The organism is Pseudovibrio sp. W64 (genome assembly GCF_001623145.1).
Taxonomy (GTDB): Bacteria; Pseudomonadota; Alphaproteobacteria; order Rhizobiales; family Stappiaceae; genus Pseudovibrio.
Window position 1 is genome coordinate 891,200 of sequence record NZ_LMCI01000038.1, and the last position, 26,369, is coordinate 917,568.

23 protein-coding genes are annotated in these 26,369 nt (G+C 51.9%); 13 read left to right on the forward strand and 10 right to left on the reverse strand.

The genetic code is table 11. From position 1 onward, the window contains the following. Positions 1–92: 92 nt before the first annotated feature. The 4 genes from PsW64_RS20660 to PsW64_RS20675 all read left to right on the forward strand — a co-directional run bounded on the left by PsW64_RS20660 (position 93) and on the right by PsW64_RS20675 (position 4,673). A complete protein-coding gene (locus PsW64_RS20660; protein WP_063304790.1) occupies positions 93–1,946 on the forward strand; it encodes a TonB-dependent receptor plug domain-containing protein in 1,854 nt (617 codons plus the stop codon). Positions 1,947–2,044: 98 nt separating this feature from the next. Then, positions 2,045–2,917 (forward strand): ABC transporter substrate-binding protein, encoded by an 873-nt coding sequence (locus tag PsW64_RS20665; RefSeq protein ID WP_063304791.1) that lies wholly within the window; start codon positions 2,045–2,047, stop codon positions 2,915–2,917. Further along, positions 2,914–3,912, forward strand: a complete 999-nt coding sequence (locus PsW64_RS20670) for a FecCD family ABC transporter permease (protein WP_063304792.1) — start codon at positions 2,914–2,916, stop codon at positions 3,910–3,912. The genes PsW64_RS20665 and PsW64_RS20670 overlap by 4 nt, the downstream gene beginning before the upstream one ends. Continuing rightward, a complete protein-coding gene (locus PsW64_RS20675; protein WP_063304793.1) occupies positions 3,912–4,673 on the forward strand; it encodes an ABC transporter ATP-binding protein in 762 nt (253 codons plus the stop codon). The genes PsW64_RS20670 and PsW64_RS20675 overlap by 1 nt, the downstream gene beginning before the upstream one ends. A gap of 12 nt (positions 4,674–4,685) precedes the next feature. On the opposite strand, the gene PsW64_RS20680 is transcribed toward PsW64_RS20675, so the two are convergent. The 8 genes from PsW64_RS20680 to cofG all read right to left on the reverse strand — a co-directional run bounded on the left by PsW64_RS20680 (position 4,686) and on the right by cofG (position 12,221). Next, a complete protein-coding gene (locus tag PsW64_RS20680; protein ID WP_063304794.1) occupies positions 4,686–5,315 on the reverse strand; it encodes a TetR family transcriptional regulator C-terminal domain-containing protein in 630 nt (209 codons plus the stop codon). Between the two features lie 305 nt (positions 5,316–5,620). Continuing rightward, entirely contained in the window at positions 5,621–6,655 is a 1,035-nt protein-coding gene (locus PsW64_RS20685) for a TIGR03842 family LLM class F420-dependent oxidoreductase (RefSeq protein ID WP_063296576.1), read from the reverse strand. 93 nt (positions 6,656–6,748) lie between these two features. After that, positions 6,749–7,417, reverse strand: a complete 669-nt coding sequence (npdG, locus tag PsW64_RS20690; RefSeq protein ID WP_063288488.1) for an NADPH-dependent F420 reductase — start codon at positions 7,415–7,417, stop codon at positions 6,749–6,751. Then, a complete protein-coding gene (gene cofE / locus PsW64_RS20695) occupies positions 7,414–8,184 on the reverse strand; it encodes a coenzyme F420-0:L-glutamate ligase (RefSeq protein WP_063304795.1) in 771 nt (256 codons plus the stop codon). Before cofE ends, npdG begins: the two co-directional genes overlap by 4 nt. Continuing rightward, positions 8,184–8,834: a 2-phospho-L-lactate guanylyltransferase gene (gene cofC / locus PsW64_RS20700; RefSeq protein ID WP_063304796.1), complete on the reverse strand. Its 651-nt coding sequence runs from the start codon at positions 8,832–8,834 to the stop codon at positions 8,184–8,186. Before cofC ends, cofE begins: the two co-directional genes overlap by 1 nt. Beyond that, entirely contained in the window at positions 8,831–9,814 is a 984-nt protein-coding gene (gene cofD / locus PsW64_RS20705; protein ID WP_063304797.1) for a 2-phospho-L-lactate transferase, read from the reverse strand. The genes cofC and cofD overlap by 4 nt, the downstream gene beginning before the upstream one ends. Continuing rightward, a complete protein-coding gene (gene cofH, locus PsW64_RS20710) occupies positions 9,811–11,085 on the reverse strand; it encodes a 5-amino-6-(D-ribitylamino)uracil--L-tyrosine 4-hydroxyphenyl transferase CofH (RefSeq protein ID WP_063288492.1) in 1,275 nt (424 codons plus the stop codon). Before cofH ends, cofD begins: the two co-directional genes overlap by 4 nt. Continuing rightward, the gene (gene cofG, locus PsW64_RS20715; RefSeq protein WP_193757832.1) at positions 11,082–12,221 is read right to left on the reverse strand and encodes a 7,8-didemethyl-8-hydroxy-5-deazariboflavin synthase CofG; all 1,140 of its coding nucleotides are present in this window, start codon (positions 12,219–12,221) and stop codon (positions 11,082–11,084) included. Before cofG ends, cofH begins: the two co-directional genes overlap by 4 nt. An 841-nt stretch (positions 12,222–13,062) precedes the next feature. On the opposite strand from cofG, the gene PsW64_RS20720 reads away from it, so the two are divergent. The 4 genes from PsW64_RS20720 to PsW64_RS20735 all read left to right on the forward strand — a co-directional run bounded on the left by PsW64_RS20720 (position 13,063) and on the right by PsW64_RS20735 (position 17,900). Next, positions 13,063–14,334 carry a Zn-dependent hydrolase gene (locus tag PsW64_RS20720; RefSeq protein WP_063288493.1) on the forward strand — a complete coding sequence of 424 codons (1,272 nt, stop codon included), beginning with the start codon at positions 13,063–13,065 and terminating at the stop codon, positions 14,332–14,334. Between the two features lie 32 nt (positions 14,335–14,366). Continuing rightward, positions 14,367–15,821 carry a dihydropyrimidinase gene (hydA, locus tag PsW64_RS20725; RefSeq protein ID WP_057465314.1) on the forward strand — a complete coding sequence of 485 codons (1,455 nt, stop codon included), beginning with the start codon at positions 14,367–14,369 and terminating at the stop codon, positions 15,819–15,821. 212 nt (positions 15,822–16,033) lie between these two features. Beyond that, on the forward strand, positions 16,034–17,533 hold the full coding sequence (locus PsW64_RS20730) for an NCS1 family nucleobase:cation symporter-1 (protein WP_063304798.1): 1,500 nt from the start codon (positions 16,034–16,036) through the stop codon (positions 17,531–17,533). 79 nt (positions 17,534–17,612) lie between these two features. Further along, entirely contained in the window at positions 17,613–17,900 is a 288-nt protein-coding gene (locus PsW64_RS20735; RefSeq protein ID WP_057465313.1) for a DUF1330 domain-containing protein, read from the forward strand. Positions 17,901–17,977: 77 nt separating this feature from the next. Here PsW64_RS20735 and PsW64_RS20740 read toward each other — a convergent pair whose 3' ends face one another. Together PsW64_RS20740 and PsW64_RS20745 are read right to left on the reverse strand one after the other, a co-directional pair. After that, positions 17,978–19,612, reverse strand: coding sequence for an AMP-binding protein (locus PsW64_RS20740; protein WP_063304799.1), 1,635 nt, complete (start codon positions 19,610–19,612; stop codon positions 17,978–17,980). A 59-nt stretch (positions 19,613–19,671) separates the two neighbouring features. Further along, complete coding sequence (locus PsW64_RS20745; RefSeq protein WP_063304800.1) at positions 19,672–20,340, reverse strand: TetR/AcrR family transcriptional regulator; 669 nt, start codon at positions 20,338–20,340, stop codon at positions 19,672–19,674. A gap of 133 nt (positions 20,341–20,473) precedes the next feature. On the opposite strand from PsW64_RS20745, the gene dctP reads away from it, so the two are divergent. The 5 genes from dctP (at position 20,474) to melA (ending at position 26,287) form a co-directional block, all read left to right on the forward strand. After that, complete coding sequence (gene dctP / locus PsW64_RS20750; RefSeq protein ID WP_063304801.1) at positions 20,474–21,472, forward strand: TRAP transporter substrate-binding protein DctP; 999 nt, start codon at positions 20,474–20,476, stop codon at positions 21,470–21,472. A gap of 57 nt (positions 21,473–21,529) precedes the next feature. Beyond that, entirely contained in the window at positions 21,530–22,018 is a 489-nt protein-coding gene (locus PsW64_RS20755; protein ID WP_057465310.1) for a TRAP transporter small permease, read from the forward strand. Then, complete coding sequence (locus PsW64_RS20760) at positions 22,015–23,277, forward strand: TRAP transporter large permease (protein ID WP_063304802.1); 1,263 nt, start codon at positions 22,015–22,017, stop codon at positions 23,275–23,277. Before PsW64_RS20755 ends, PsW64_RS20760 begins: the two co-directional genes overlap by 4 nt. An 11-nt stretch (positions 23,278–23,288) precedes the next feature. After that, positions 23,289–24,695: an amidase gene (locus PsW64_RS20765; RefSeq protein ID WP_063304803.1), complete on the forward strand. Its 1,407-nt coding sequence runs from the start codon at positions 23,289–23,291 to the stop codon at positions 24,693–24,695. 221 nt (positions 24,696–24,916) lie between these two features. Then, positions 24,917–26,287, forward strand: a complete 1,371-nt coding sequence (gene melA / locus PsW64_RS20770) for an alpha-glucosidase/alpha-galactosidase (protein ID WP_063304804.1) — start codon at positions 24,917–24,919, stop codon at positions 26,285–26,287. The last annotated feature ends 82 nt before the right edge of the window (positions 26,288–26,369 follow it).

Sequence of the window (26,369 nt, forward strand, 5' to 3'; positions counted from 1 at the left end):
TCAAAAGGTTAGAACCAAGTTTCTTCAAAGACGCACAATGCAATCAACAGCATGGCATCCGTCATGGATGCTGTGAATGATGGACCAAACTCGTGCGTAACACATCTTGGATCGCAGCTAACCTCAAATCTGGTGTAGCTCTCTTAACTCTCTTAACTCTCTTAACTCTCTTCAGCTCAACACTTATCTCATCCGCAAACGAGACCGAGCTCGACGAAATCATCGTCATCGCCAACAGAACGGAAACCGAAGCCGGCAAAGTCGGCTCCACAACACATGTTGTGACCGAAGAAGACCTGAAAAACGACGGCGCTACATTTGTCTCTGAATACCTGACAAAACTCCCGGGAATTTCATTTTCGCAAAATGGTGGTGCGGGTAAGCAAAGCTCGCTGCGTATGCGCGGAATGAGCAATTATTACACCAAAGTTCTGGTAGATGGAATTGATATTTCCGATCCCAGCTCGCCACAGGTTGAAGCACGTTTGGAGCATATGTTGCTCAATGATGTGGAGCGTATTGAAATCCTCAAAGGATCTCAAAGCGCTCTCTACGGGGGGCAAGCCGTTGCTGGTGTAATTAACATCATCACGAAACGTGCTGAAGCTGGTACCGTAAACCATACTGCAACAATTGAAGGCGGTAGCTACGGCACCGTAAACGCTTCTTATGGGTTGAAAGCTGCCTCTGATCGGGCAGATATCGCTATTAATACGCAGCGTTTCCATACTGACGGATTTAGTGCTGTTTCCCCCAAGGGCCGCCCATCAGATGAAGATGGATATGAGAATAAGACATTTTCTGCAAAAGGCTCTGTTGATGTTACCGAAGAGCTAAACCTCTATTTTGCTGCGCGTGGCCTGCACGGCACAACCGAGTATGATGGGAGCACCTCACCAGCTGCAAACAACAAGGTTAAAGCCGAGCAATACTTTGGAAAAATTGGCGCGAATTACATCTGGCTTGATGAACGTATGACGACTGACGCGTCTATCCAGTTCTCTGATCTTACAAGAGAATATAGCAGCGGCTATACGGCAAAAGGTAACCGCGTTAAGTTCGAGCTGTTGAATGATCTTGATGTTAGCGACAGTTTCCGACTCAACTTTGGAGGAGATTGGAGCCGCGAAAAGGTGAAAGGTCAGACCAAGGACATCGAAGTCATTGGTGGCTTTCTACAAGCCCAATGGAATCCAACGGATCCACTGAATGTTAGTGGTGCTATCAGATTGGATCATCACAACGCCTATGGGTACTACCTGACCGGGCGAGGAACGATTTCTTATCAGGTTCTTGACGGTACTCGACTCCGTTCCAGTCTTGGAAACGGCTTCCGTGCTCCTTCATCCTACGAACTCTATGATAGCTATTCCGGCAATCCAAATTTTGAGCCAGAAACCAGTGTGAGTTATGATATCGGGGTGGATCAAAACCTGTTCAATGACAAACTCAAACTATCTGCTAGTTACTTTCATATCCTCACAGAGGATTTGATCATTAATGATCCTGTGACTTACAAGTATGAGCAAATCGACGGTCTGTCACGCAGCCAAGGGGCCGAACTTTCTGCAAACTGGGCTGCTCTGGATAATCTAAGCTTTAATGGCGCTTACACATACACTTGGGCGGTAGGGCCGGACAAAAAACGTTTACGCCGTGTGCCTCTGCACGACATAAACCTTGGTTTTACTTACAAACCATGGGAGCCTCTCGCGCTCAGTGTAAACGCTAATTATGTTTATGGTCTCAATGATCTGAACGATAGTAAAGAGCCAATTAAGCTCGACGACTTCGTTCTAGTCAACGCAAAAGCTGCCTACCAGTACACCGATAATCTGACGTTCCATGTCCGCGGTGAAAACTTGCTGGATCAGGATTATGAGCGGATCAAAGACTATCAGACACCGGGTCTTTCCGTTTACGCTGGTCTTACTGCCAGTTTCTGATTAAGTATGCCGCTCGGTGAAAGCTGAGCGGCAATCTTGCAGGGGATGGCTCTGCTCGGGCTGCCTTTCCATGTCTGTACGCCTCTCAAAAGGTCGAAATGCGAAATAAGATCAAAAAGATCATGCAAATGGCGTTTCTGATGGCTCTGGCATTCAGTCCTGTTGTTGCACGAGCGGACCAGAACGAGGCAGAGGCACCCAAGCGAGTTGTCTCTATGAACCTGTGCACCGACCAGTTTTCCATGCTGCTTGCAGGCAAAGAGCAACTTGTATCAGTCTCCAAACTAGCGTCTGACCCAACGCTCTCCGTCATGAGTGAAGAGGCAAAGGCCTATCCGGTCAATTTCGGTGGTGCAGAAGAAATCTACCTGATGAACCCTGATCTGGTGATCGCGGGGACATACACAAACCAAACCACAGTCCAGATGCTGCGTGGTCTCGGGATAACTGTGGTTCAGGTGCCGCCCGTTCGCACCATCTCAGACATCGCCAAAGAGCTACGACGTCTCGGTAAGGTATTGGGACGTGAGCAACAAGCTGAGACGCTTGCACGGCAGTTCACCTCTGAAATTCAGCAGTTTGTCGATGCTCAGCCAGCTGAACGAGCGCGGGCTGGGGTCTACTACGCCAATGGATACACGGCGGGAGATGGTAGTCTCGTCAATGAGTTGATCACCACCGCAGGCCTGCAGAACATTGCCAATAATCTGGGCCTGAAGGGCACGAGTAAACTGCCCTTGGAACTGCTGATACTTGAAGCCCCGCAGCTGCTTGTTGAGGGAACCCAGTTTTCAGATAAACCAGCACTGGCCTTTGAACTCCTTGCTCACCCGGCATTGAAGCGCACGCTCGGCAACAGTGGTCGTGTCATGGTCGAAGACAAGTACACCATTTGTGGCCTGCCGTTTGTGACGCAAGCTATTGGTAAACTAGCCAAACAAGCCACCAAACTAGGAGCGCAAGCCGAATGACCAAGCATCCGGATGCTCCGTTGATCACGGTTCTGTGCCTGATCGCAGCTATTCTGTTTGTGACCTCGCTCATGATCGGCGCTGCTGATTTGACATTCATGCAGCTGATTAAAGCAGCATTCGCCGCAGAAAAAACGCCCGTTTCTATCGTCTTTTGGGAGATCCGCGTGCCGCGCGCCCTTCTGGGCTTAATCACGGGCGCAACGCTAGGCCTGTCCGGTGCAGTATTGCAGGGCCTCCTGCGCAATCCCTTGGCGGAACCTGGTTTGATCGGCGTCAGCTCCTCCGCAAGTCTGGGCGCAGTCATTGCTATTTACACTGGGCTGACAATCACTATGCCTTTCGCACTGCCAGCGTTTGCATTGCTCGGTGCAGCGATTGCAGCAGTTTTGCTACCCATGCTGGCAGGTGGTAGAGGTCAGACATTGACTCTGATCCTTGCAGGCGTAGCGATCTCAAGCATCGCGACCGCACTCACCTCATTGGCGCTCAATCTGTCGCCAAACCCGTTCGCAGCCATGGAGATCGTCTTTTGGATGCTCGGCTCGCTGAACGACCGATCCATGCAGCATCTTTACATCATTGCGCCGTTCATCGTGATCGGCTGGGGCCTCTTGCTCATCACAGGCAAAGGCCTCAATGCGTTGTCTCTGGGTGAGGAAACCGCTCATACCATGGGCGTGTCTCTACCTCATCTGCGGTTTTGTGCAATTGCGGGAACAGCGGCCAGTGTTGGTGCTGTGACAGCTGTGACTGGAACAATCGGTTTCATCGGTCTGATTGTCCCTCATCTGCTACGTAAAATAGTGGGCGGAGAGCCGCAACGCCTTCTGCTGCCAAGTGCCATTGCAGGGGCTTGCTTGCTCACGCTTGCAGACATCACAGTGAAACTGTTCGGCCCACAATCCAACCTCAAGCTCGGAGTGCTGACGGCAATTGTCGGCGCGCCGTTTTTCCTTTGGCTGATCATTAAACAACGCAGGGCTTTGATCTGATGCTGCTTCAACTCAAAGACCTTTCTGTCAACTACGGTCCCAAGAACATCCTGTCCTCAATCAATCTGGAGATTGGTAAAGGTGAGATCGTCGGGTTGATCGGCCCCAATGGCTCAGGCAAATCCACGCTGATGAAAGCCATGGTCGGGCTAATCCCGTCTTATGGGGAGATCAGTTACGACAACCAGCTTCTCAAAAGCATCTCGGCCAAGCAGCTGTCCAAGCATGTTGCTTACATGGCGCAGGAGCGTGACGTGGCATGGGACTTGTCTGTAGAACGCATTCTGGCTTTGGGGTGTGAAGCAATCGGAGGCTCTGTAAGGACGCCCAAACACAAGGCGGAACTGGAAGAGACGATTGCAAGTTTGGGGCTGAAAGCAATCAGAAAAGCTTCAATCCTACAGGTGTCTGGTGGAGAGAAAGCACGTGCTCTGCTTGGCAGGGCCTTGATGCAAAAAACACCATTGATCATTGCGGATGAGCCAACGGCAGGGCTTGATCCGGAACACCAGCTGGAGCTGCAAGAGATTTTTCAAAAGCTGCAACAACAAGGCACGTCCATGCTTGTCAGCCTGCATGACTGGACATACGCAGCGCGCCTTTGCACGCGGCTCGCGATGTTAAAAGAAGGAAAGCTCGTCGCGTATGGCACGCCAAAAGAGGTGTTGACCGAAGAACGCGTGCAGGATGTTTATCGTGTCAAAGCCCATATTCTGCAAACAGAGCAGGGGCCTGTGATCACCCCCACAACACGTTTGTAAAAAGACCTTCGATTATTCGGGTGCAAGGCTCTTACGGAACATGCGATCAAGGTATGCCGCAGCCTCTTTAAAGCGGTCCTTGGACTTATTTGCCGGAAGCAACGTCTCCACCTGACTGTCAAAGTCAGCGTAATGCTGTGTCGTGGACCAGATTGAAAACAGCAGGTGGTACGGATCGGTCTCTGCGATCTTGCCTTCATTCATCCAGCCTTGAACAACGACTGTCTTCTCATCCACCAATGACTTCAAGGGGCCGGCAATCAGAGATTTGATGCGCGGAGCACCCTGCAAGATCTCGTTGGCGAACAAGCGGCTTTCCCGAGGGTAATCCCGCGCCATCTCCAGTTTGCGGCGTACATACGCGCAAATCTCTTCAATGGGTTCACCTTCAGGATTGAGCTGATGTAGCGGATCAAGCCAGATGTACAGCAACCGTTCAATCAGCTCTGCATGAATGGCGTCTTTGCTGTCGTAATAATAAAAAAGGTTTGGTTTGGACAAGCCAGCTTGCTGAGCGACCTGATCGATCGTAGATCCACGAAATCCATAGGTTGAGAACACATCCAACGCAGCTGCGAGGATCTTCTCAGTCTTTTCCATCTGAATTCGTGTTTTGCCTTTTGCTTCAGAAGCCTTAGCCATACTCTTTTCCAAATTGCTTAAGCACCGAACCTAAAAATACCCGCTCGGTATATGAGTAGGTTAGCACCTACGAAAACACAGTGCTCATATCAAGCTAAACACTAGTAGAAAAGTCGTGATGAGGCAGCTCACCCAATAATTGTTGTTTTTCTGCAATAAAGCGCATTCCCGAAAATTGGTTACGGTTTTCGGACAAGAATACGCGTAAAAATAAAGAGTTAAAGCTTGATGCGTGCATCCACATGAACACAGCCAGCTCTGGAAAGAGAAAGGCCGGGTTCATATGGAACCCGGCCTGTGTTTGCTTAGCTGACAGCTTCCGGTGTTTTTGCGTTGTCCGCGTTAAAGGCCGGAATGATCTTTTCGCCGTAATCTGCGATGATCTTCTCTTCATCACCACTGTCCAGATAGATGTTGAACTGAGTGATGCCCGCATCTTTCAGCTTGTTCAGCTTTTCAATGTGGTTTTCAGGTGGGCCGAGAACCGCAAAGCTTTCAACGATATCATCGGTAATAAAGTCGAGGAACGGATTGTCGCTCTGACCGTGCTTGGAGTAGTCATAACCACGACGGTTCTCAATGTAAGACGTCAGAGATGCAGGCACCTGATCGGTGTTTGATCCATACTTCTCAACAATGTCCGCCACGTGGTTGCCAACCATAGCAGGGAACCACTTGGTCTTCTCAATGCCTTCTTCCAGTGTGCCTGTATGAGCAGGAGCAGCTGCCATAATGCCGAAGTTACTCATGTCACGGCCAGCTTCCTCACCAGCAGCAACAGCCTGATCGCCAAGCCATTTGCAAATTCCTGGCTCCGCAATCTGAAGAATAAGACCATCGCCTACACGGCCTGCAGAACTCAGCGCCTTTGGTCCATAAGCCGCAACCCAGACAGGGAGCTCATAACCATCCGCCCATGGGAACTTCACTGGCTCAGGGCATTCACCGTACTGTGCTTCTTCACCACGGATCAGAGCTTTAACAGTGTGAGTGAACTCTTCCAGGCGCTTCAGCGGGGCAGGTTTTTTACCCATCACGCGCACAGCACTGTCGCCGCGGCCCAAACCAATATCAAAACGGCCGCCGGACTGTTTGGCAAGCGAACCAAACAAGCTGGCTGCATGAGACCAGTCACGGGTGTTCGGGTTGGTCACGCACGGTCCAAAACGCATGTTTTTGGTGTGTTCCATGCACATTGCCATAGCAACGAAGCTTTCACGCCACAGAATGTGACTGTCGTAGAACCAGCAATACTTGAAACCAGCATTTTCCGCCTGACGAACCAGTGCCTTAGCGCGCTCTGGTTCTACAAACCCCTTAAAGCAAATACCAAAATCCATGTGTGTCTCCTCCACAAATAGTAAGGTGTTGTTCAAAGCGTATCCTCGAAAAACGGCAGTTGGCTTTCGAAGAAGGATACGCCCGAAAAAGTCTTAGTGATCCGGTGCCCAGATGCGGATTCCTGCATGTGTAAACGGCACAGCTTTTGAAATGTTCTGACGAATGAGGATTGGAGTGATCGCCTCAATACAGCGTGCTGCTTTTGCATTGCCGCTATTGTAGGTTTTCACATCAAGCTTGTTCACCAGCTCCATCACCACCTTGCGGGCAGCAAGGCTGTCACCGCACACGAGGATGTCGCAGTTGATCGGCCAATCCAGATTGTTCAAAGTCGTGGCCGAAACATTGTGCAATGCGCCCACAACAGGAATGTCTGGCCCAAGCAAAGCTTGTGCAGCCTCAGTAGCAGAGCCTTCTGGCGGCATTTCGACGGTCTTCGGATCACCTGGCGCAAGCGGAACAACAATGTCGATCAGGATCTTGCCAGCAAGGTGCGGTTTCAGGGCATTTAACGTTGCGTCGTGCGCCGCATAAGGCACGGCAAGCATAACGCACTCACCAGCCGCGGCCACTGCATCCTCGTTCCCCATACCGTTGATCTGCGCAGAACCTTCTGGGAGCTTGGTCATCAACTCATCGGCAATTTCCTTGCCGCGAACTGCATCACGAGAGCCAAGCGCAACGGGAACGCCCGCACGTGCAAACCTGAGTGCAAGCCCCTGACCCTGTGGCCCGGTTCCTCCGATAATTGCTAATGTCATCGGAACATGTCCTCCTTCTTAGATCTTATTAAATCCTGTGCCGAACTCGCTTCCAGTGTCCAGTTCAGTCCGCGAAACAGCACAACAGGCGTCTGGCCTGCTTTGCTGATCACCAGACCGGAAGCCGCGGCCAACTCATCTGCAAAGGCAGGTTCGGTCACACTGAGCAAACGCCCATGTGCATCCGAATTGCCTTGTTCTTTGATTGTTGCGGGTACACCGGCAAGGCCCACCGCTACGTTCACTTGGCCAAGCCGCCAGGGCCGTCCAAAAGTATCCGTAATGGCAAAGCCGATCTCGGCGTTAAAGCGTTTGGAAAGCGCCGTCTGCATATGGGCAGCGCTGGCATCCGGGTCTTCAGGCAGCAAAATGAGCGTTTCATCTGTGCCGCTGTTGGATTCATCGACGGCCGCATTGGCGGAGATGAAGCCCAGACGGTGCTCACAGATCATCGTCCCTTCATTTTGCGTCGGACGCTTAAAATGGCGAACCACGCGGGTGCTTTCCCGCAAGATGATCTCAACCTTGCGTGGGTCTTTGTTCAACTCTTCCGCATAGGTCTGCGCCTCTTCACAAGGAGTGACATCTGACAGTCTTACAATGCGGCCTTCCGCCTTGGAAAAGATCTTATGCGCAGATGTTAGGACGTCTCCGTCTTGCAAAGAAAGCCCAGCTGCCTCAATGGCATCGCCCAAAATAGCAGCAAGATCATCACCGGGATTGATCTCTGGAATGTTCGGGATCGCGTGTAGAGAAAGTGTATGCATCAAACAGCTCTCCGGTCAGAACGGTTCTCAAGGAGCCGAGGCTGATGTGCGCTCAAATCTTCCATGTAATCGATATCTCTGGAAAAGGAGGAGGAGGGGGCGATCACGCAGTTCAAACCACGCTCTGCCGCCTGGGCCTGATGCTTCAGGAAGGATGAACTGCCATAGGTGAACGAAATGGCATCCGGCGGCGTTACAATCAGCACATTGGTGCCGTAGTCATGTGCCGGGCACAAAACCAGTGAATTCGGGGAACCAGCAAGCCCCAGAAGCCGCCCAAACTCACCAAAGTCAGGAGCTGCGATATCGGCAGGTAAAACGCAGAGTGTCTCGTAATCATGCGCTTTTGCCCAAAGAGCAGCAGTGGTCAGTGCGCAGTTCAGTCCATCTTCCTGTCCCTCTAAGATCAGGAGAAGGCGATGATCAGTCACGGTTCTTGCGATAGTCGTAGAACTGGTGACCACCGCGATGTCAAAGGGCGTGCTGCTGCGTGTCTGTGCGTCCTGCAGAAAGGCAATGGTCTGTGCAAACAAGTTCGCAGCCACGATGGCCCGTTCATTGGCATCAAGATCCGGTCCCAGACGCGACTTGGCTCTCGCAAAATCCTTTACCGGAACCACAACAAGCGTTTTAAGGGCGGTTTCCGTCATACGCTCAGCTCCCGAGCCTCTGATGCCTTTCCGCTGCCAACATCGGAAAGGGCAAGCAGCGACGCCGCCAGCCGTACTTTGTCATCGCGGGTCTTCATGAGGATCGTGTCCAATGAGGTACGCAGACCAAGGCCATTGATGGCAGTCACATGTTGCTCATCTGCATTATCAATCACAAAGCAATCCAGAAAATCCGCATAGATCTGAGCAACACCAAAGGCTGACGCTTCATAGCCAAGGGAAGATAGCATCCGGTCCGCAGGGCCTTTCACCACCCCCCCATTGATGATCGGTGAAACACCAATCTTGGGAGCCTTGGAGGCCTTTACTGCTTCCAGAATACCGGGAACTTTCAGGATTGGCAGAATACTCACGAGAGGGTTGCTTGGCGCGACCACAATTAAGTCTGCCTCCGCAAGTGCGTTCAGGGCTTCCTCGGTCGCATGTGCATCCTCGATATGATCGTAGTGCAGTTCCCGAACCTCAGGCGCACAGCGCTCTTTGACGAAGTATTCCTGAAAACTCAGCCAACCAGCCTCCGTTCTCACACGCGTTTGAACCATGTCGTCCGTTGGCAAAATCATCTCGCACTCAAGACCAAAGCTCTTGGCGATATCACGTGCAATATGCGTTGGGCGATCTCCCTGCCGACGCCTGTGTGTGCGGTAGATGTGCAGACCAAAATCACGGTCTCCCAGTGACATCCATGTATCGTCACCCAGTTTTGAGAGCGTGTCTAACGCGCGGTGGTTTTCATCCGCCACACCCCAACCTTGCTGGCGATCAATCACATCGGCCAGTGTGTAGGTGAGGGTATCAATGTCCGGCGAAACCCAGAGACCGTGGAAAGCCTCATCATCTGCAATGTTGCCGATGATGGAAAGTTCCACATTCTCCAGATGATACAGGCCCTCCGCCATTTTGGCGCCGCCGACCCCTCCGGCAATCAGAGTAACTTTGATAGGTGTGTTTGAGCTCATCCAGCACCTCCGATCGCTTGTACAGGCGCACCATCAGCCTCAGTCAGGAAGTTCAGCAGTCCGGAGTGTGCGCGGGCAACCAGAGGCGCCTGTTGTTCTGGCAATCCATCGGCAAAATCATTGATCACGCCATAAATGGTGTTGCGCTGAACAGGCTCTCTGTCTGCTTCCTGAATGACTTGGCACATTTCATAGGCTGTGATTTCCTGCCCATGAGCAGCGCCAGCAGAACGGGAGATGCTCTCATTCATCAAAGTGCCGCCCAGATCATTCACACCGCATTGCAAAAGATCAGAGGCAAACTCTGCACCAAGCTTGGTCCAGGAAACCTGAATGTTGTCGATCCAGCCATGCAGCATAATCCGCGAAACTGCATGCATCTTGCGTACTTCCAGATCAGTCGGGCCGGGGCGCACGTTTTTCGGATCCGCCGTATAAAGCGGGCTCTCGGAGTGCACGAAGCTCAGGGGCACCAGTTCGGTGAAGCCTCCGGTTTCCTTTTGAATATCGCGCAGCAAGGCAATGTGAGCTGCCCAATGCTCCGGTCCATCAATATGGCCGTACATGATCGTTGCGGTGGTTGGTATTCCAACCTCGTGGGCCGCTTTGATGATCTCCACCCACTTCTCAGTGCTCAGCTTGTTGCGGGTCAGCTGCTGGCGAATATCCGTATCCAGAATTTCAGCCGCTGTGCCGGGCAGGGAACCCAGTCCGCAATCCTTCAGGTCCTGAAGAAAGTCCGTGTAAGACTGCTTGGTCTTGGCTGCACCATACCAAACCTCAAACGGTGAAAACGCATGGATGTGCATGTCCGGCAGCGCTTTTTTGATCGCCAACACGAGCTCACGATAATAAGTGCCTTCCATTTTCGGGTGCAGTCCACCCTGAATGCAGACCTCAGTCGCTCCGCGGTCCCAGGCCTCTTGTGCCCGTGCAACAACTTGCTCAGGCACCAGCCATTCAGCACCCGGATCTTCGGTTCGCTTGGCAAACCCGCAGAACTTGCAGCCCATGTAACAGACATTGGTGAAGTTGATATTCCGGTTGACTACAAAACCAACTTTATCGCCATTGCTCCGCTGCCGAAGCGTATCCGCCACATAGGCAATAGCTGGAAAGTCCTCTGCAGAGGCACGAAACAGGCACTCACCTTCAGCTTGAGAAACCTCATTACCAGCCAGTGCCTTGCTCAGGATGTCACGAACTGAGGCGCTGACAGCGTGAAACCCTAGCGTATCATTCGTACGCTGCGGGAAACTATGAAGGGTCATAGGGAGCCTCCTGACTGAAGCGAGGCAGAGGAACCCATCTGTTCCCAAAGCCCTTGAGATTTTGAAAGCACAGCAGGGTCAACAAACTCGGTTTTATCGTGCAAGTAACTCGGATAGACGGTCAGGCGCTCTTCCAGTTTCTGCCCTGCCAACTGGGTCGAATGAGCAAGCTCATCAATCACCGGCCAGCGGTGCTGTGGGTTGATGAAATCAATGGTAACCGGCGAAATGCCACCCCAGTCGTTGATACCCGCACTCAGGTATTCCATATGTCGCTCACTCAGATTTGGCGGTGCCTGAAGACTGATTTCTGGTGAAAGGATCAGGCGTGCCACGGCCAGCGTGCGCAGCATGTCATCCAGCGAAGGTTCCGGATGGTTTTCCATTCCGATACCCGGCTTGCGCTGGAAATTCTGAATGATCACTTCCTGAATATGGCCGTGCCGAGCATGGCTTTCGTTGATGGCTTCCAGCGCTTCAATGCGCTCTTCCCACGTCTCACCAATGCCGATCAGCAATCCGGTGGTAAACGGGATCTTCTTTTGTCCAGCACGTTCCAGTGTACGCAGGCGCTGAACAGGCGCTTTGTCCGGACAGCCATAGTGCGGCTGGCCTTCTTTCATCAATCGGCGACTGGTTGTCTCCAGCATCATGCCCATGGAGGCGGCAAAGGGGCGCAGCTGGTCAATCTCTTCATCGCTCAGCGTACCCGCATTCACATGGGGCAGGAGAGTTGTTTCCCGCAGCGCCATCTCACAAGCATCCGCCAGATAGCTGACCATGGAACTGTAGCCAAGCGTTGCCAAAGCCGCTTTCGCCTGCTCGTAGCGCAGTTCGGGTTTCTCACCCAGACTGAACAGCAGTTCCTTACATCCGGTCTCTTCACCCTGACGCGCCGTACGCATCACTTGCTCCGGTGTCATGATGTTGGCTTCGGGCGAACTGGGGTGTTTGACAAATGTGCAATACGTACATGTATCTCGGCACATGTTTGTCAGTGGTACAAAAACTTTACGGGAGTAGGTGACAGTGTTGCCCCAATACTGAAGCTTTACTGTAGCAGCCTGTTGCATCAGATCCCGAAGATCTGAGCCTTGCACTTCCCCCAGGTATCGCGCTTGGTCAGCAGTCAGCATAATTTTTTACCTCTCGGTCAAAAAATATCTGCAACTAACAGTTAGTCAAGGGAGAATTATCTCTCGGCTAGAATAAATATGCTGCAATGCAAATAAAACAAGCAGTGTTAAGAGTCTGTTTCAGCAACGGAAAGCTTTATTTTGCAATGATTTTTGTAAAGGTGCTTTGCAATATTGAACTATCAAAATCTTATTTGTGCAAAATTTTAGCAGTACATGCATAAATATCCGCCTTTCCAGTGTGTTGTTTCCCTTGATAAGTAGATGGGGAAACTTTGATTCCGATGATTTAGAAAAAAACATCAAAAAAACTTAGTAAGCTGTGGAGTTTTCTTACCTGCAACGCGCTTATCTCGCAGTTTTGGGAGGGCCTCTAAGTGTTTTACCTATTGGAATATCAGGAGAAATTTTGAAGTCGGCTGGTGAAATTGATCCATTTTTGAAGGTGGGTTGACAGATAATTGACTGTTTGGTCCAATTTACCCAAAGTTTTGGGAGGGGAATATCCAAGATTTAAGCTGAACTAAGCTATTGTATGAGGGGGCCACCTCTGCATACGATACCTACTCTGTTCCAAATGGGAAAAATAACCCTGCGGGAAATCTAGTAGATTGAATTTTTGACATATTTTGCCTGCAGCCTGTTTATGTGCGGTTGCAATCCGTCCGTCCTGTCAAAAAAAGAGATACAGCTTGAATCCTGCGAAAGTCCTCATCGGTTTTATCAGTTTTATACTCCTTCGGGAGACCAGATAACTATGGCGAGCCCGTTGCGTTTTTAAAGAATAGAGCGCGGGTAAGTTGAATAAAACGACGTTGTAAAAGCGTTATCGGAGAGACTTATGAGTAAACTTGGCTCAAATCATCGTATTAATGGTGACAGACTGTGGCGTAGCCTTATGGATTTGGCCCAAATCGGACCCGGTGTTCGTGGCGGCAACAACAGGCAAACGCTTACAGACGAAGATGCCGAGGGCCGCAAGCTTTTCACCAGCTGGTGTAAGGCTGAAGGCATGTCAATGCACATCGATACCATGGGCAACATGTTTGCCCGGCTGGAAGGGGAAGATCCGAGCCTTGACCCGATCATGATCGGCTCTCATCTGGATACGCAGCCAACTGGTGGCAAGTATGATGGTGTGCTTGGTGTACTTGCAGGTCTGGAAGTAATCCGTTCCATTCGTGAGCGTGGCATCAAAACCAAACGCCCAATTGAAGTCGTCAACTGGACCAACGAAGAAGGCACCCGCTTTGCTCCAGCAATGCTGGCTTCTGGCGTGTTTGCTGGCATGCACACGCAGGATTGGGCCTATGACCGCGAAGACGCAGAAGGCAAGAAGTTTGGCGATGAACTGAAGCGCATCGGCTATGTAGGTGAGGAACCGGTAGGCGCCCGCAAACTCCACGCCATGTTTGAACTCCACATTGAGCAGGGACCAATCCTTGAAATTGAGGAAAAGGACATCGGTGTTGTCACCCACGGGCAGGGCCTCTGGTGGCTGCAGGTCACCCTCACAGGGAAAGATAGCCACACCGGCTCAACCCCAATGCCTATGCGCAAAAACGCAGGTCTCGGCATGGCGCGCATCACAGAGCTGGTGCACCAGATTGCAATGGAGAACCAGCCGGAAGCCGTTGGCGCCATTGGACATTGCGACGTCTATCCAAATAGCCGCAACGTGATTCCGGGTAAAACCGTCTTCACCATCGATTTCCGCTCCCCGCATCAGGACGTTCTGGATGGCATGAAAGCTAAACTGGAAGCTGAAGCACCGAAAATCGCAGAAGAACTTGGTCTGGGCATTGAAATCGAAGCCGTCGGTCACTTTGATCCGGTCACCTTCGATGAAGGCTGCGTTTCTGCCGTGCGCAATGCAGCAGAACGCCTGAGCTATTCCCATCGCGACATCATTTCCGGCGCAGGCCACGATGCTTGCTGGATCAACCGTGTAGCGCCAACAGCCATGATCATGTGCCCATGCGTGGATGGTTTGAGCCACAACGAAGACGAAGAGATTTCAAGAGAGTGGGCAACCGCAGGTGCTGACGTGCTGTTCCATGCAGTGCTTGAGTACGCGGAAATTGAGCAAGATACCACCGAGCCAGCCGAATAACCCATAGATTTGAAAGAGTTGAGGACTGCAATATGTCTAAAGTTATCAAAGGCGGCACGATTGTAACTGCCGATAGAACCTACAAGTCTGATGTGCTGGTTGACGGTGGCAAGATCATAGAAATCGGTGAGAACCTTTCCGGTGATGAAACGCTGGATGCCACTGGCTGTTATGTCATGCCGGGCGGGATTGACCCGCACGTGCATTTGGAAATGCCGTTCATGGGAACGCATTCTGCAGACAACTTCGAGATCGGAACAAGAGCTGGCCTTGCTGGCGGCACAACTATGGTGGTGGACTTCTGTCTGCCATCCCCCGGCCAGTCCATGATGGAAGCGCTTGCCATCTGGCAGCAGAAGTCCGGCGCAGCATGCTCGGATTACTCCTACCACATGGCTGTTACATGGTGGGGCGAGCAAGTCTTCAATGAGATGCAGGAAGTGGTGGATCGTGGCATCAACACCTTCAAGCACTTCATGGCCTACAAAGGCGCCTTGATGGTGGATGATGACGAAATGTTCGCATCCTTCCAGCGGTGTGCTGCCCTCGGCGCAATGCCACTTGTCCATGCTGAAAACGGTGATGTAGTCGCCACCATGCAGCAAAAACTGTTGGCAGAAGGTAACAACGGCCCGGAAGCGCATGCCTACTCCCGTCCGCCGGAAGTGGAGGGTGAGGCAGCCAACCGTGCAATCATGATTGCGGATATGGCTGGTGTGCCACTCTACATCGTGCATACAAGCTGTGAGCAGGCCCATGAAGCCATTCGCCGCGCCCGTCAAAAAGGCATGCGTGTGTATGGGGAGCCACTCATTCAGCACCTGACACTGGATGACAGTGAGTACGCCAACCCGAATTGGGACCACGCCGCACAGCGCGTCATGTCGCCTCCGTTCCGCAATAAACAGCATCAGGATAGCCTTTGGGCAGGCTTGCAGTCCGGCTCATTGCAGGTGGTCGCAACTGACCACTGCGCCTTCACATTGGAGCAGAAACGCTTTGGTGTTGGCGACTTTACCAAGATCCCGAACGGTACAGGCGGTTTGGAAGATCGCATGCCAATGCTCTGGTCAACCGGTGTGCGCACAGGCCGCCTGACCATGAACGAGTTCGTAGCTGTCACTTCCACCAATATCGCCAAGATCCTGAATATGTATCCTAAAAAAGGTGCAATTCTTGAAGGGGCGGATGCCGACATTGTTGTCTGGGATCCTAACCGCTCAAAAACAATCACTGCTGCAAATCAGCAGTCCTGCGTCGAATACAACGTGTTTGAAGGCAGGGAAGTGGTCGGTCTGCCACGCTTCACACTCACCCGCGGCAAAGTCGCGATTGAGGAAAGCACGGTTAAAACCGAACCAGGTCACGGTGAATTCGTTGGTCGCGAGCCAAATGCTCCGGTCGGCGCCGCTCTGTCCAAGTGGAAGGAAATCACAGCGCCGCGCAAAGTTGAGCGCCGGCCAGAATTGATGCCAGCAGGCGTATAAGCCGACATACAGAGCAAAAGGCGCATCTCCGAAAAGAGGGCACTGGCTTTCGTAACAAGATGCGCTCGAAAGCAACAATTTAGAGCATGTCGCGGAGCTGAAAAGCACTGCGATATGCCATCAGGTCCGCGTGGGGTACGCGGGCTGGTCATTAAACGCAGTAGTATTTTTAGAGGGGATCTGCTGCTTTTAATCTGAGGGGGAATTACTCGATGTCGGATTCAACTCTAGGCTCAACCGGGAATGTCGTCCCGGACGAGTTTGGTATTATCCATCAGGAACTCGTCGGAATCGACGGTGATCTTTACAACGAAGATCAGCTGCCAACCGCTGCAGTAGCTCGTACATGGAACTGGGTTTCCATCTCCGCGCTCTGGGTCGGTATGGTGGTCTGTATCCCAACGTATCTGCTCGCGTCCTATCTGATTGGCGCAGGCATGAGTTGGGATCAGGCGGTCATGACGATCCTGCTTGCCAACGCAATCGTTCTCATTCCAATGGTTCTGATCGGCCATGCAGGCACCAAGTACGGTATTCCGTTCCCGGTTCTGCTGCGCTCGTCCTTCGGTCCAGCTGGTGCAAAATTTCCAGCAGTCGCCCGTGGTATCGTGGCTTGTGGCTGGTTCGGTATTCAGACATGGGTTGGCGGTTCCGCGATCTACGTGATCCTGAACACGCTCATGAGTGGAGCGCTGACAGGTGACCCGCTCCCAATTCTGGGCATCAATGCAGGCCAGTTTGCCTGCTTCATGGCGTTTTGGGCGCTGCACCTGTACTTTATCAAAAACGGTACAGAATCCATCCGTTGGCTGGAAACTTATGCAGCACCATTCCTGCTCGCAATGGGTCTGGCACTGCTGGCATGGGCTTATGTCAATGCGGGTGGTTTCGGCGCGATGCTCTCCACTCCAAGCCAGTTTGCTGAAGGTCAGCCCAAAGAAGGCCAGTTCTGGTCCGTCTTCTGGCCAAGCCTTACAGGTATGGTCGGCTTCTGGGCAACCCTTGCACTGAACATTCCGGACTTTACGCGCTATGCAAAGAGCCAGAAAGACCAGTTCATGGGGCAGGCTGTTGGCCTTCCAATCCCAATGGCGTTGTTTGCGTTCATCGCCTCTGCGGTAACCTCCGCAACTGTGGTGATCTTCGGTGAGCCAATCTGGGATCCAATTGTACTTGCTGAGAAAATGGGCGGCATGAGCATTATCATCGCTCTGTTCGCACTCATCGTTGCAACGCTCACCACCAACCTGGCAGCAAACGTTGTGGCTCCGGCACATGGGTTCTCCAACCTGGCACCTAAGTCCATCAACCTGCGTACAGGTGGCTACATCACAGCAGCTATCGGTCTGGTGATGTTCCCATGGATCCTCGTGAACCACATCATTGGCTGGTTGATTGCATACTCTGCACTGCTGGGTCCAATCGCGGGAATTATGCTGGCAGACTACTACCTGCTGCGCAAAACCAAACTCAACGTGGAAGACCTGTTCAAGCACAACGGCATCTATTCCGGCTCAAACGGCTGGAACTGGGCAGGCGTGCTTGCGCTGATCATCGGTATCCTGCCAAACCTTCCAGGGTTCCTGGCAGGTGTAGGTCTTTCCGGTCCAGCCTCACCACTGTTCGCAACCATCTACACCTATGCATGGTTCGTTGGTCTGTTCGTGGCAGGTATCGCCTACCTAATTCTGGCGAAAATCCTGAACAAGTAACAGGCAAACACACACTAAATAACGAGAAGAAGGGGCGGCGTATCATGCGCCGCTTCTTCCTGTTTCAAAGGAAGAGAAAATGCCAAAAGCCTATTGGGTCGCTCACGTCACAGTCACAGATCCTGAGCCCTACAAGCTCTACGCAGACGGAGCTTCTGCTGCATTCAAAAAGTACAGTGCCAACGTTCTGGCCCGCGGCGGCAAGTTTGAGGATCTGGAAGGCACAAACCATCCCCGCAACGTGGTGATCGAGTTTGCCGACATGGAAACCGCAATGGCGTGTTACAACAGCGAAGAGTATCAGGCGGCCAAAAAGCATCGTGAAAACGCTGGCATTGCCAACATCATCATCGTGGAAGGCGCCTAACGCGCATCTGGATCGGATGAAACGAAAAAAGCCGCAGCGATCAAACTGCGGCTCTTTTTATGTCTTCTGGTGAAAACTTATTTCTCTCGCAATTCCCGGCGCAAAATCTTACCCACGGTCGATTTCGGAAGCTCTTCCAGAAACTCCACGTATTTCGGCACCTTATAAGCCGCCATCGCATTATGGCAGTAATCCTGCACGGCTTCTGGCGTAACGTCCTCGTTGTTGCGCACAACAAACGCTTTCACCGCTTCGCCAGTCCGCTCGTCAGAGGTACCTGCAACAGCCACTTCAACCACACCCTTGATCTCAGCTATCACAGCCTCGACCTCTGCAGGATAGACGTTGAAGCCAGACACAAGCACCATGTCTTTCTTGCGGTCAACGATCTTGAAGTTGTTGCGCTTGTCCATGATCGCAATGTCACCGGTACGGAAGAACCCGTCCGGCGTCATCACCGCAGCGGTTGCCTCCGGTTTGCGCCAGTATCCCTGCATGATTTGCGGCCCGCGTGCACAAAGCTCACCCGGCTGGCCAAGCGGAACTTCATTGTCCTCCGCATCCAGCAGTTTGATCTCAGTCTTTGGCATGGACTGGCCAACTGTCTCGGTAAACTCGGTGCTGTCAAACGGGTTCACAGAAAGGATGGGCGAGGTTTCACTCAGGCCATACCCTTCAATGATGTGGTGACCGGTAACCTGTTTCCACTTATCCGAAATTGCCCGCTGAATGGCTGATCCACCACCCATGGCAAATTTGTAGTTGCTGAAGTCCAGCTCATCAAAGCCCGGGGTATGCAGCAGGCCATTGAAAAGCGTGTTCACCCCGGTGATCACGCTGAACTTCCACTTCTTGAGTTCTTCAACAAACCCCGGCATATCGCGTGGATTGGTGATCAGCACATTGCGGGATCCCAACCAGTAAAATGACACGCAATTCACCATCAACGCGAAGATATGATAGAGCGGCAGCGCCGTAATCACGATCTCCTCACCAGCCCGCATAAACCCGTCTGTCGCCGCATCAAACTGTGCGATATTGGCAACCAGATTGCCATGGCTCAGCGCAGCGCCTTTAGAAAGGCCCGTGGTGCCGCCCGTATACTGCAGGTAAATCAGATCACTCGGATTAATCTGCGGCGGTGTAAAGTCCAGCTGCTCACCTTTTTCAAGAACATCTGAGACTGTCAGGCGGTCTGCAAACATCTCGTGTGGAGGCGGTGAGGGCATGTCCACCCCAGACGCATCACCTACATTCGCAATCACCACATTTTTGATTGGTGTATCCGCAACAACCTCTGCAAGCGTCGGGCTGGAGCCCGAGAAAATAAAGATCGTATCGGTGTCCGCATCGTTGAGCTGGTGCTTCAGCTCGCGCGGTGTGTACATAGGGTTGACGTTCACCTGCACCAGTCCGGCGCGCAATATGCCGAACATGATAACCGGAAACGCCAGAATATTTGGCAGCATAATGGCGACGCGGTCGCCTTTCTTCAGGCCCAGCTCATTCTGCAAATAGGCAGCAACTGCGCGAGACTTCTCATCAACGTCTTTAAATGTAAGTGACTGGCCAAAATTGGTGAAGGCGACATTGTCTGCAAATCGGCCATTGGCCTCTTCAAATATCTCGATCACAGACCTGTAACCGTTCACATCAATTGGCTTGGTGAATACAGTAGGTGTCCAGGTTGGAGCACTAAGTGTATCAGTCATAATTCCTCCCAAAATTAAAACCTATACGCGTATATTAGAATATTCTTTCAGCTTACGCTTTAGGAATATCGTTCATCATTCAATATCTTATGGATTTTTTCTTTTTCCTCTTCAAAATCCCTAGGAGGAGCAAGGCCAAGTGAGCCTATTGCTGCCATGAAAAGCATATCAACCATGGCCTGCGACCCAAAACGGGCAGGGCCGGCATTGCGAATGGCTTGATTGGCGGTGAACCCGGTAATGAGCTGAACCGTCTGACGCACCTGCATCTCCCAGTCCTCAAATGGAATCTGGTCCTTATAAGGGGCGCTGAGTTCAAGAATACGCTCTGCTGTCATGATGGTCAGCTGCTGGAAGCGCTTCCAGGTCTCAGGCTCCTTTGCTGAGATCTCATGAGCGGCGCGATACAGGCCAACATTCTCCTGCAGCAGTTTGTGATTCAGAGCTGTCACAAAGTAGATAGTACTCTCAAGCGAGCCGAGGGGATCCTGCAGATCCTGAATAAGGCGTTGAGCATGCTCCTCGTAAATCTCAAAAAGGCGCTCGAACAACATTTCCTTGTTCTTGAAGCGAAAGTAGAAATTACCCGTAGACGAACCCGCAAGTTGAACAATGTCTGAAACCCTCGCCCGCGCTACACCCTCTTTGGCAAAAATCGTTTTTGCAGCTTGCAGGAAATTCTGCTCCGCCTCATAGCCTCGTTTTTGTTTTGGCTTATAAGATTTCATTTTACACTCAAACTAGACGATAAGTTCTGTTTTTGATAATGATAATTGTGTTGCCAAACTATAACATCTCTTGGCTTGGGGCCACTGATAATAGCAGAATGCATGTGTGATTTGGGAACATATTGGGGGGACTATGAAATTACGCGAATTATTGCTGGGGGTGGCCTTTTCATTCACTGCATTTGTGGGCGTGGCACAGGCTGCCAAAGAGCTTAAAATTGCAACCAGTGCGCCTTTAGGTACTCCATGGGTCAACCATGTGGAGGCCATTGCGAGCAAAATATCGGCCAACTCAGACGGGGCAATAAGCGCGAAATTATTTCATGCAGGTCAACTCGGTACAGAACCGGTTATGGTCCAAAAAGCCATTCGCGGGCGGATCGATATTCTCGGCAGCTCCATGACGGCGTTTTCCACGGTTGTCCCGGAAATGGCTCTCATGGGTGTTCCGTTCCTGTGGGACAGCTATGCGCAAATTGATTGCGCAATGGACAAACACCTGACGCCTGTTTTTGAACCTCTCTTTGAGAAAAAGGGTTTCAAGTTCCTGCAATGGAATGAGCTGGGCTGGATTCATACCTTCGGCAAAAAACCATTTCTGGCTCCTGGTGATGTGAAAGGCGTGAAAGTGCGTGCAGCACCTGCCAAATACTCGGTCAACTTCTGGCAGGGTATGGGCGCAAACGGTGTCGTTCTGCCACTTGCCGAAACGCCGTCTGCACTGCAAACCGGCATGGTGGAAGGCGGAACACTGCCAGCCATGACCTACGTGGCCATGGGCATGGGCAAGATGGCTCCCCATCTCACACTCTCCGCGCACCTTCACCAGTCCGGAGCACTGGTCATGAGCATGCGCACTTGGAAAAAGTTGAGTAAGAACGAACAGGACAGCATCACAAACGCTCTGGTGCCTGTCCAGGGTCTTCGAGATGAAGTCCGCTCCATGGCAAAGGACATGCTCGCAGGTTTTCAGGAAAAGGGCGGGCACGTCCATAAGCTTTCAACCGAGCAACGCGAAGAATGGAAAACAGCTGTCCTGCCATTGCGTGAGCAACTGGTGAGCTCAATCGGCGGGCAGGCACAAGAAGTCTGGCCTAAGATTCTAGAGGCAAAGAAAGCCTGTGTGCTTTGATCCCATGACACCTGAAAGGAAGAGCCCACTACATTTTGAGGGCTCTTTTCAATTTGCATGAAGCGATTTTTCCAGCTGCTGTACCGATTTGAAGCGACACTTGCTGCTCTGGCCTACATCATCGTGGTGTTAGCCATGCTAGCGGATGTCGTTGCACGAGAGTTTTTTGATCTCTCATTGATGCACAGCAGCAAGATCGCGCTGTTTGCAGCCATTTTTGCTGGCATGCTGGGCCTTGGCCTTGCAACATCCACCGGCAACCACATCCGCCCCAAGATCACTGACCAGCTATTACCGGCAGTTTGGCAAAACCTTCTGCAGCGGCTGGGAGACGTCTTGAGCGGCGCTCTCTTCCTGCTCGCGGGTTATGTCTCGTTTGGGCTCGTGCAGTCCTCCTATGAAATCGGGTTCCTGGTGCCCGTGGTGGATTGGCCGCTCTGGTGGTTTCAGTCCATCATGCCCTACGCCTTCTGCTCCAACGCCCTCAGATATTTCGGCTTTGCGCTGTCGCCCTCTTTAAAACCAGAAGAGGCAGATGCGGCATGACCTATGCGCTCCTTCTCACACTCGCTGTTCTGGTGATGCTGATCTTGCGGCAGAACCTCATCGTAATCTTGATGGTGCTCGGCGGGGCAGTACAGCTTCTTTATAGCGATGGCGAGCTGATGTTCATGGCGGAGGACTTTTGGGCCGCGCTGGATCGCGAAGCGCTTCTGTCCATTCCCGTATTCTTGCTCTGCGGCTCCATCATGAGCCGCGGTGCCATTGCGGAGCGGCTCGTCACAGTCCTGAAAGCAATGACTGGATCTTTGTCAGGAGGTCTCGGCGTAGCAACAATCCTTTCCTGCGCTTTTTTTGCTGCAATCTCGGGCTCCTCCATGGTTACGCTGCTGGCGGTTGGGTCTGTACTTTACCCGGCACTGCGAGAGCAGGGGTACTCCACCAGTTATTCTCTGGGTGCGCTATCGAGTGCAGGCACACTCGGTGTCGTCATCCCGCCAAGCATTCCGATGATCATCTACGGTCTGGTCACAGAAACCTCGATCACTGACATGTTTCTGGCGGGCGTCATTCCAGGACTTTTACTCACCATCGCTTTGGCGATCTATTCAGCCTGGGCCAACAGAACGATCCCGCGCACAGGCTTTGACGTGAGCGCAGCAGGCAGTGCAATCACCAACGGAATTTGGTCCCTGCTTATGCCAGTCATTCTGCTTGGGGGCATTTACTCCGGATACTTCACAGCCACAGAAAGTGCTGCCATCGCCTTGGCCTATGCGCTCGTTGTCGAGCTGTTCATTTATAAAGAGCTCACACTGGCCCAGCTCTGGGATGCTGTCATTCACACAACCCAGATGCTCGGCGGCTTGCTCCCAATTCTTGCGATCGCCGCAACTTTGAACATGGTGCTGACCACTGAGCAAGTTCCAAGCCAACTGGCAGAATGGCTGTCCGCGCACGTGGACGAAAAATGGATGTTCCTGATCGGCCTCAACATCCTTCTGCTGATGGTTGGGTTCTTTATGGAAATCATCTCTGCACTGCTGATCATGGCGCCAATTCTGCTCCCCGTGGCAACAATCTACGGCATCAATCCAGTGCATCTGGGTGTGATCATGATCATCAATCTGGAGATTGGTCTGCTGACACCACCTGTCGGCATCAATCTCGTGGTTGCTTCCCAGGCGTTCAGGGAAAGCTTCTGGACTGTCACAAGGTCAGTCATTCCATTTGTCCTGATCATGCTCTGCGTGCTGCTGCTCGTTACCTTCCTGCCTGATCTCTCACTCTTTCTTGTAAGCTGAGGAACCCGTAAATGATTGAAAATATCTTCAAAATGACGGCAATCGAAGTTTCTCAAGCAATCCGTGACAAGCAGATCACATGCAGTGAGGTGATAGAGCAGCATCTGACGCGCATTGATGAAACCGCGCATCTGAATGCCATCACCACCCGCTTTGATGATCAGGCCCGTCAGGCAGCAGAGCAGGCAGACCAGGCGGTGCAGCGCGGTGAGCCGTTAGGTCCACTCCACGGCATTCCCGTCACCATCAAAGAAAACATCGATCAGGCTGGCGCCTCCACAAACAACGGTGTGAAAGCATTTGCGGGCCTGATTGCTAAGCAGGATGCTCCTCTTGTCCAGAGATTGAAACAGGCAGGAGCAATTCCGATTGGGCGCACAAACACACCAGAAATGTCATGGCGCTTTCATACGGACAACACTTTGTTCGGCCAGACCCTCAATCCGTGGAATGCGTCCCGAACACCGGGCGGTTCAAGCGGTGGAGCAGGGAGCTCACTGGCAGCTGGCGTTGGATACATCGCCCATGGGTCCGACCTCAGTGGTTCCATACGCCTGCCAGCCTTTTGCTGCGGTGTGCTCGGCTTGCGCCCCTCTCATGGGCGCATACCGTTTTATAATGCCACCGGAGCTGCAGAACGCCCAATCACCATCCAGTTGTCTTCGGCACAAGGACCACTCGCACGCTCGCTTGATGATCTCAAACTCGCTTACGATGTGATGAAAGGCCATTCCGATCTGGATACATGGTCACTGCCGGATATGGTTGAGGATAAGATCTTCCCAAACAGGGTCGCACTCATCACACCACCGGATGCAGACCCGAAAATCAATGAAGCTCTGAAGCAAGCAGGCGAGGTACTGGCGCAGCAGGGGTACAAGGTGGATAATACCAGCATTGATTTTATCGAAGAAGCCTACACACACTACACATCGCTTTTGATCACCGAAGTCGCACTCCAGAAGGAGAACGTGATCGACCGTTTTGGCTCAGAGCAACTACAGGCAATATTTGAGTACTACACGCAATTGGTACCGCCCATGGACTATCACAGCTATGCGCAGGCTTTGGCAGCAAGATCGCACTACCATCGCCTGATTGACCAATTTCAACGCAAATATCCCGTAATCCTTTCACCCGTTTGCACAAAAAACGCATTTGAGGCAGGTGCGGATATCAAATCCGTTGAGAGCCTTAATGAGATAGCAAAAACAAACACCTACCTCGGCTCTGTAAACTTTTTTGACCTTCCGGCCATGAGTATCCCCACTCATGATCACCATGATGGTATTCCAATCGGTATCCAGCTCATCGGCCCGCGTTGCGGCGAAGAATACCTCTTCAAAACGGCTAAAATTTTGGAGAATAACGGGTTTATCTCTTCTCGGCTTGCATCGGCCAAAGAGGCAATAGCGTAGCCAATACGTGCGATTTTGGAGTCAATAATACAAAACAGAGCCAGAATTGCCGTGGTTTCCGGAAATTTAGAATAGAAAACAGGAAGAAAAGAGAGGCGCTGATCCATAGTTTTTCATCAAAGGACAGCTCAGAGACGCCCGTCTCAAGGCTTTCCGGTTATCCCCTCAAGAACTATGCAATCTGAAGTGCTGGCGAGCTCTTCAGAAAATGGGAGAAAAGCATGGCCCGAAACCCCAAAATCACCTTTATTGGTGCCGGTTCCACCACGTTTATGAAGAACATCATCGGTGATATTCTGCAGCGTTCAGCGCTCTCCGGAGCACATGTCGCTCTGATGGATATCAACGAGGAACGCCTTGGTGAATCTGAGATTGTAGCGCGTAAACTGATTTCGACGCTGGGAGTGAGCGCAACAGTTTCAACGCACACCAATCAGATGGAAGCGCTTGATTCTACTGACTTTGTAGTCGTTGCTTTCCAGATTGGTGGCTTCGAGCCGTGCACGGTCACAGACTTCGAAATTCCCAAGAAATACGGCCTCCGCCAGACCATCGCCGACACTCTCGGTATCGGCGGCATCATGCGCGGCCTGCGCACCGTTCCACACCTCTGGAGCATCTGCGAAGATATACTCAAAGTATGCCCGGATGCGGTCATGCTTCAATACGTGAATCCAATGGCGATCAACACCTGGGCCATCGCGCAAAAGTACCCACAAATCAAACAGGTAGGCCTCTGCCATTCTGTTCAGGGCACTGTCAAAGAGCTGGCGCACGACCTTGATATCGATCCTGCAAAAATCCGCTTTAGATGTGCAGGCATCAATCACATGGCGTTCTATCAGTATCTGGAAGAGATCAAGGAAGACGGCACATTCGAGGATCTCACTCCAAGGCTGATCAAAGGCTACCGCGAAGGTCGCTATCCGAAACCATCCACATGGAACCCACGCTGTCAAAACGTAGTGCGCTACGAGATGTTAACCCGTCTTGGCCATTTCGTAACGGAGAGCTCAGAACATTTTGCTGAGTATGTTCCGTGGTTTATCAAACGTGATCGCCCGGACCTGCTGGAGAAGTTCTCCATCCCGCTCGACGAATACCCGGTCCGTTGTGTAGAGCAAATTGAACGCTGGAAGTCTCAGGTGGAAGACTACAAAAATGCAGAGAGCATTGAAGTAGAGCGCAGCCATGAATACGCCTCAACCATCATGAACTCCATCTGGACCGGTGAGCCAGCAGTTATTTACGGCAACGTACAAAACAAAGGCTACATCACCTCACTGCCACAGGATTGCGCGGTAGAAGTGCCGTGTCTTGTGGATCGCAACGGCATCCAGCCAACGTACATTGGAAAATTGCCAGCACAATTGGCTGCTCTGATGCGTACAAACATTGGCCCGCAGGAGCTGACCGTTGAGGCGCTCATGACGGAAAAGCGCGAGCATATCTATCACGCCGCAATGCTTGATCCGCACACCGCTGCGGAGTTGGATCTGGACCAAATCTGGGCCATGGTGGATGAGCTTTTAGGAACGCACAAAGACTGGTTGCCAGCCTGGACGCAGAAGCAAGTGCTTGAAACTGCATAGCAAGAGCGCTGCCAATTAGAAGAATGCGATGACATAAGCGGTTGCCTGAAACGAGGCTGCCGCTTATGTATATTCTGATATA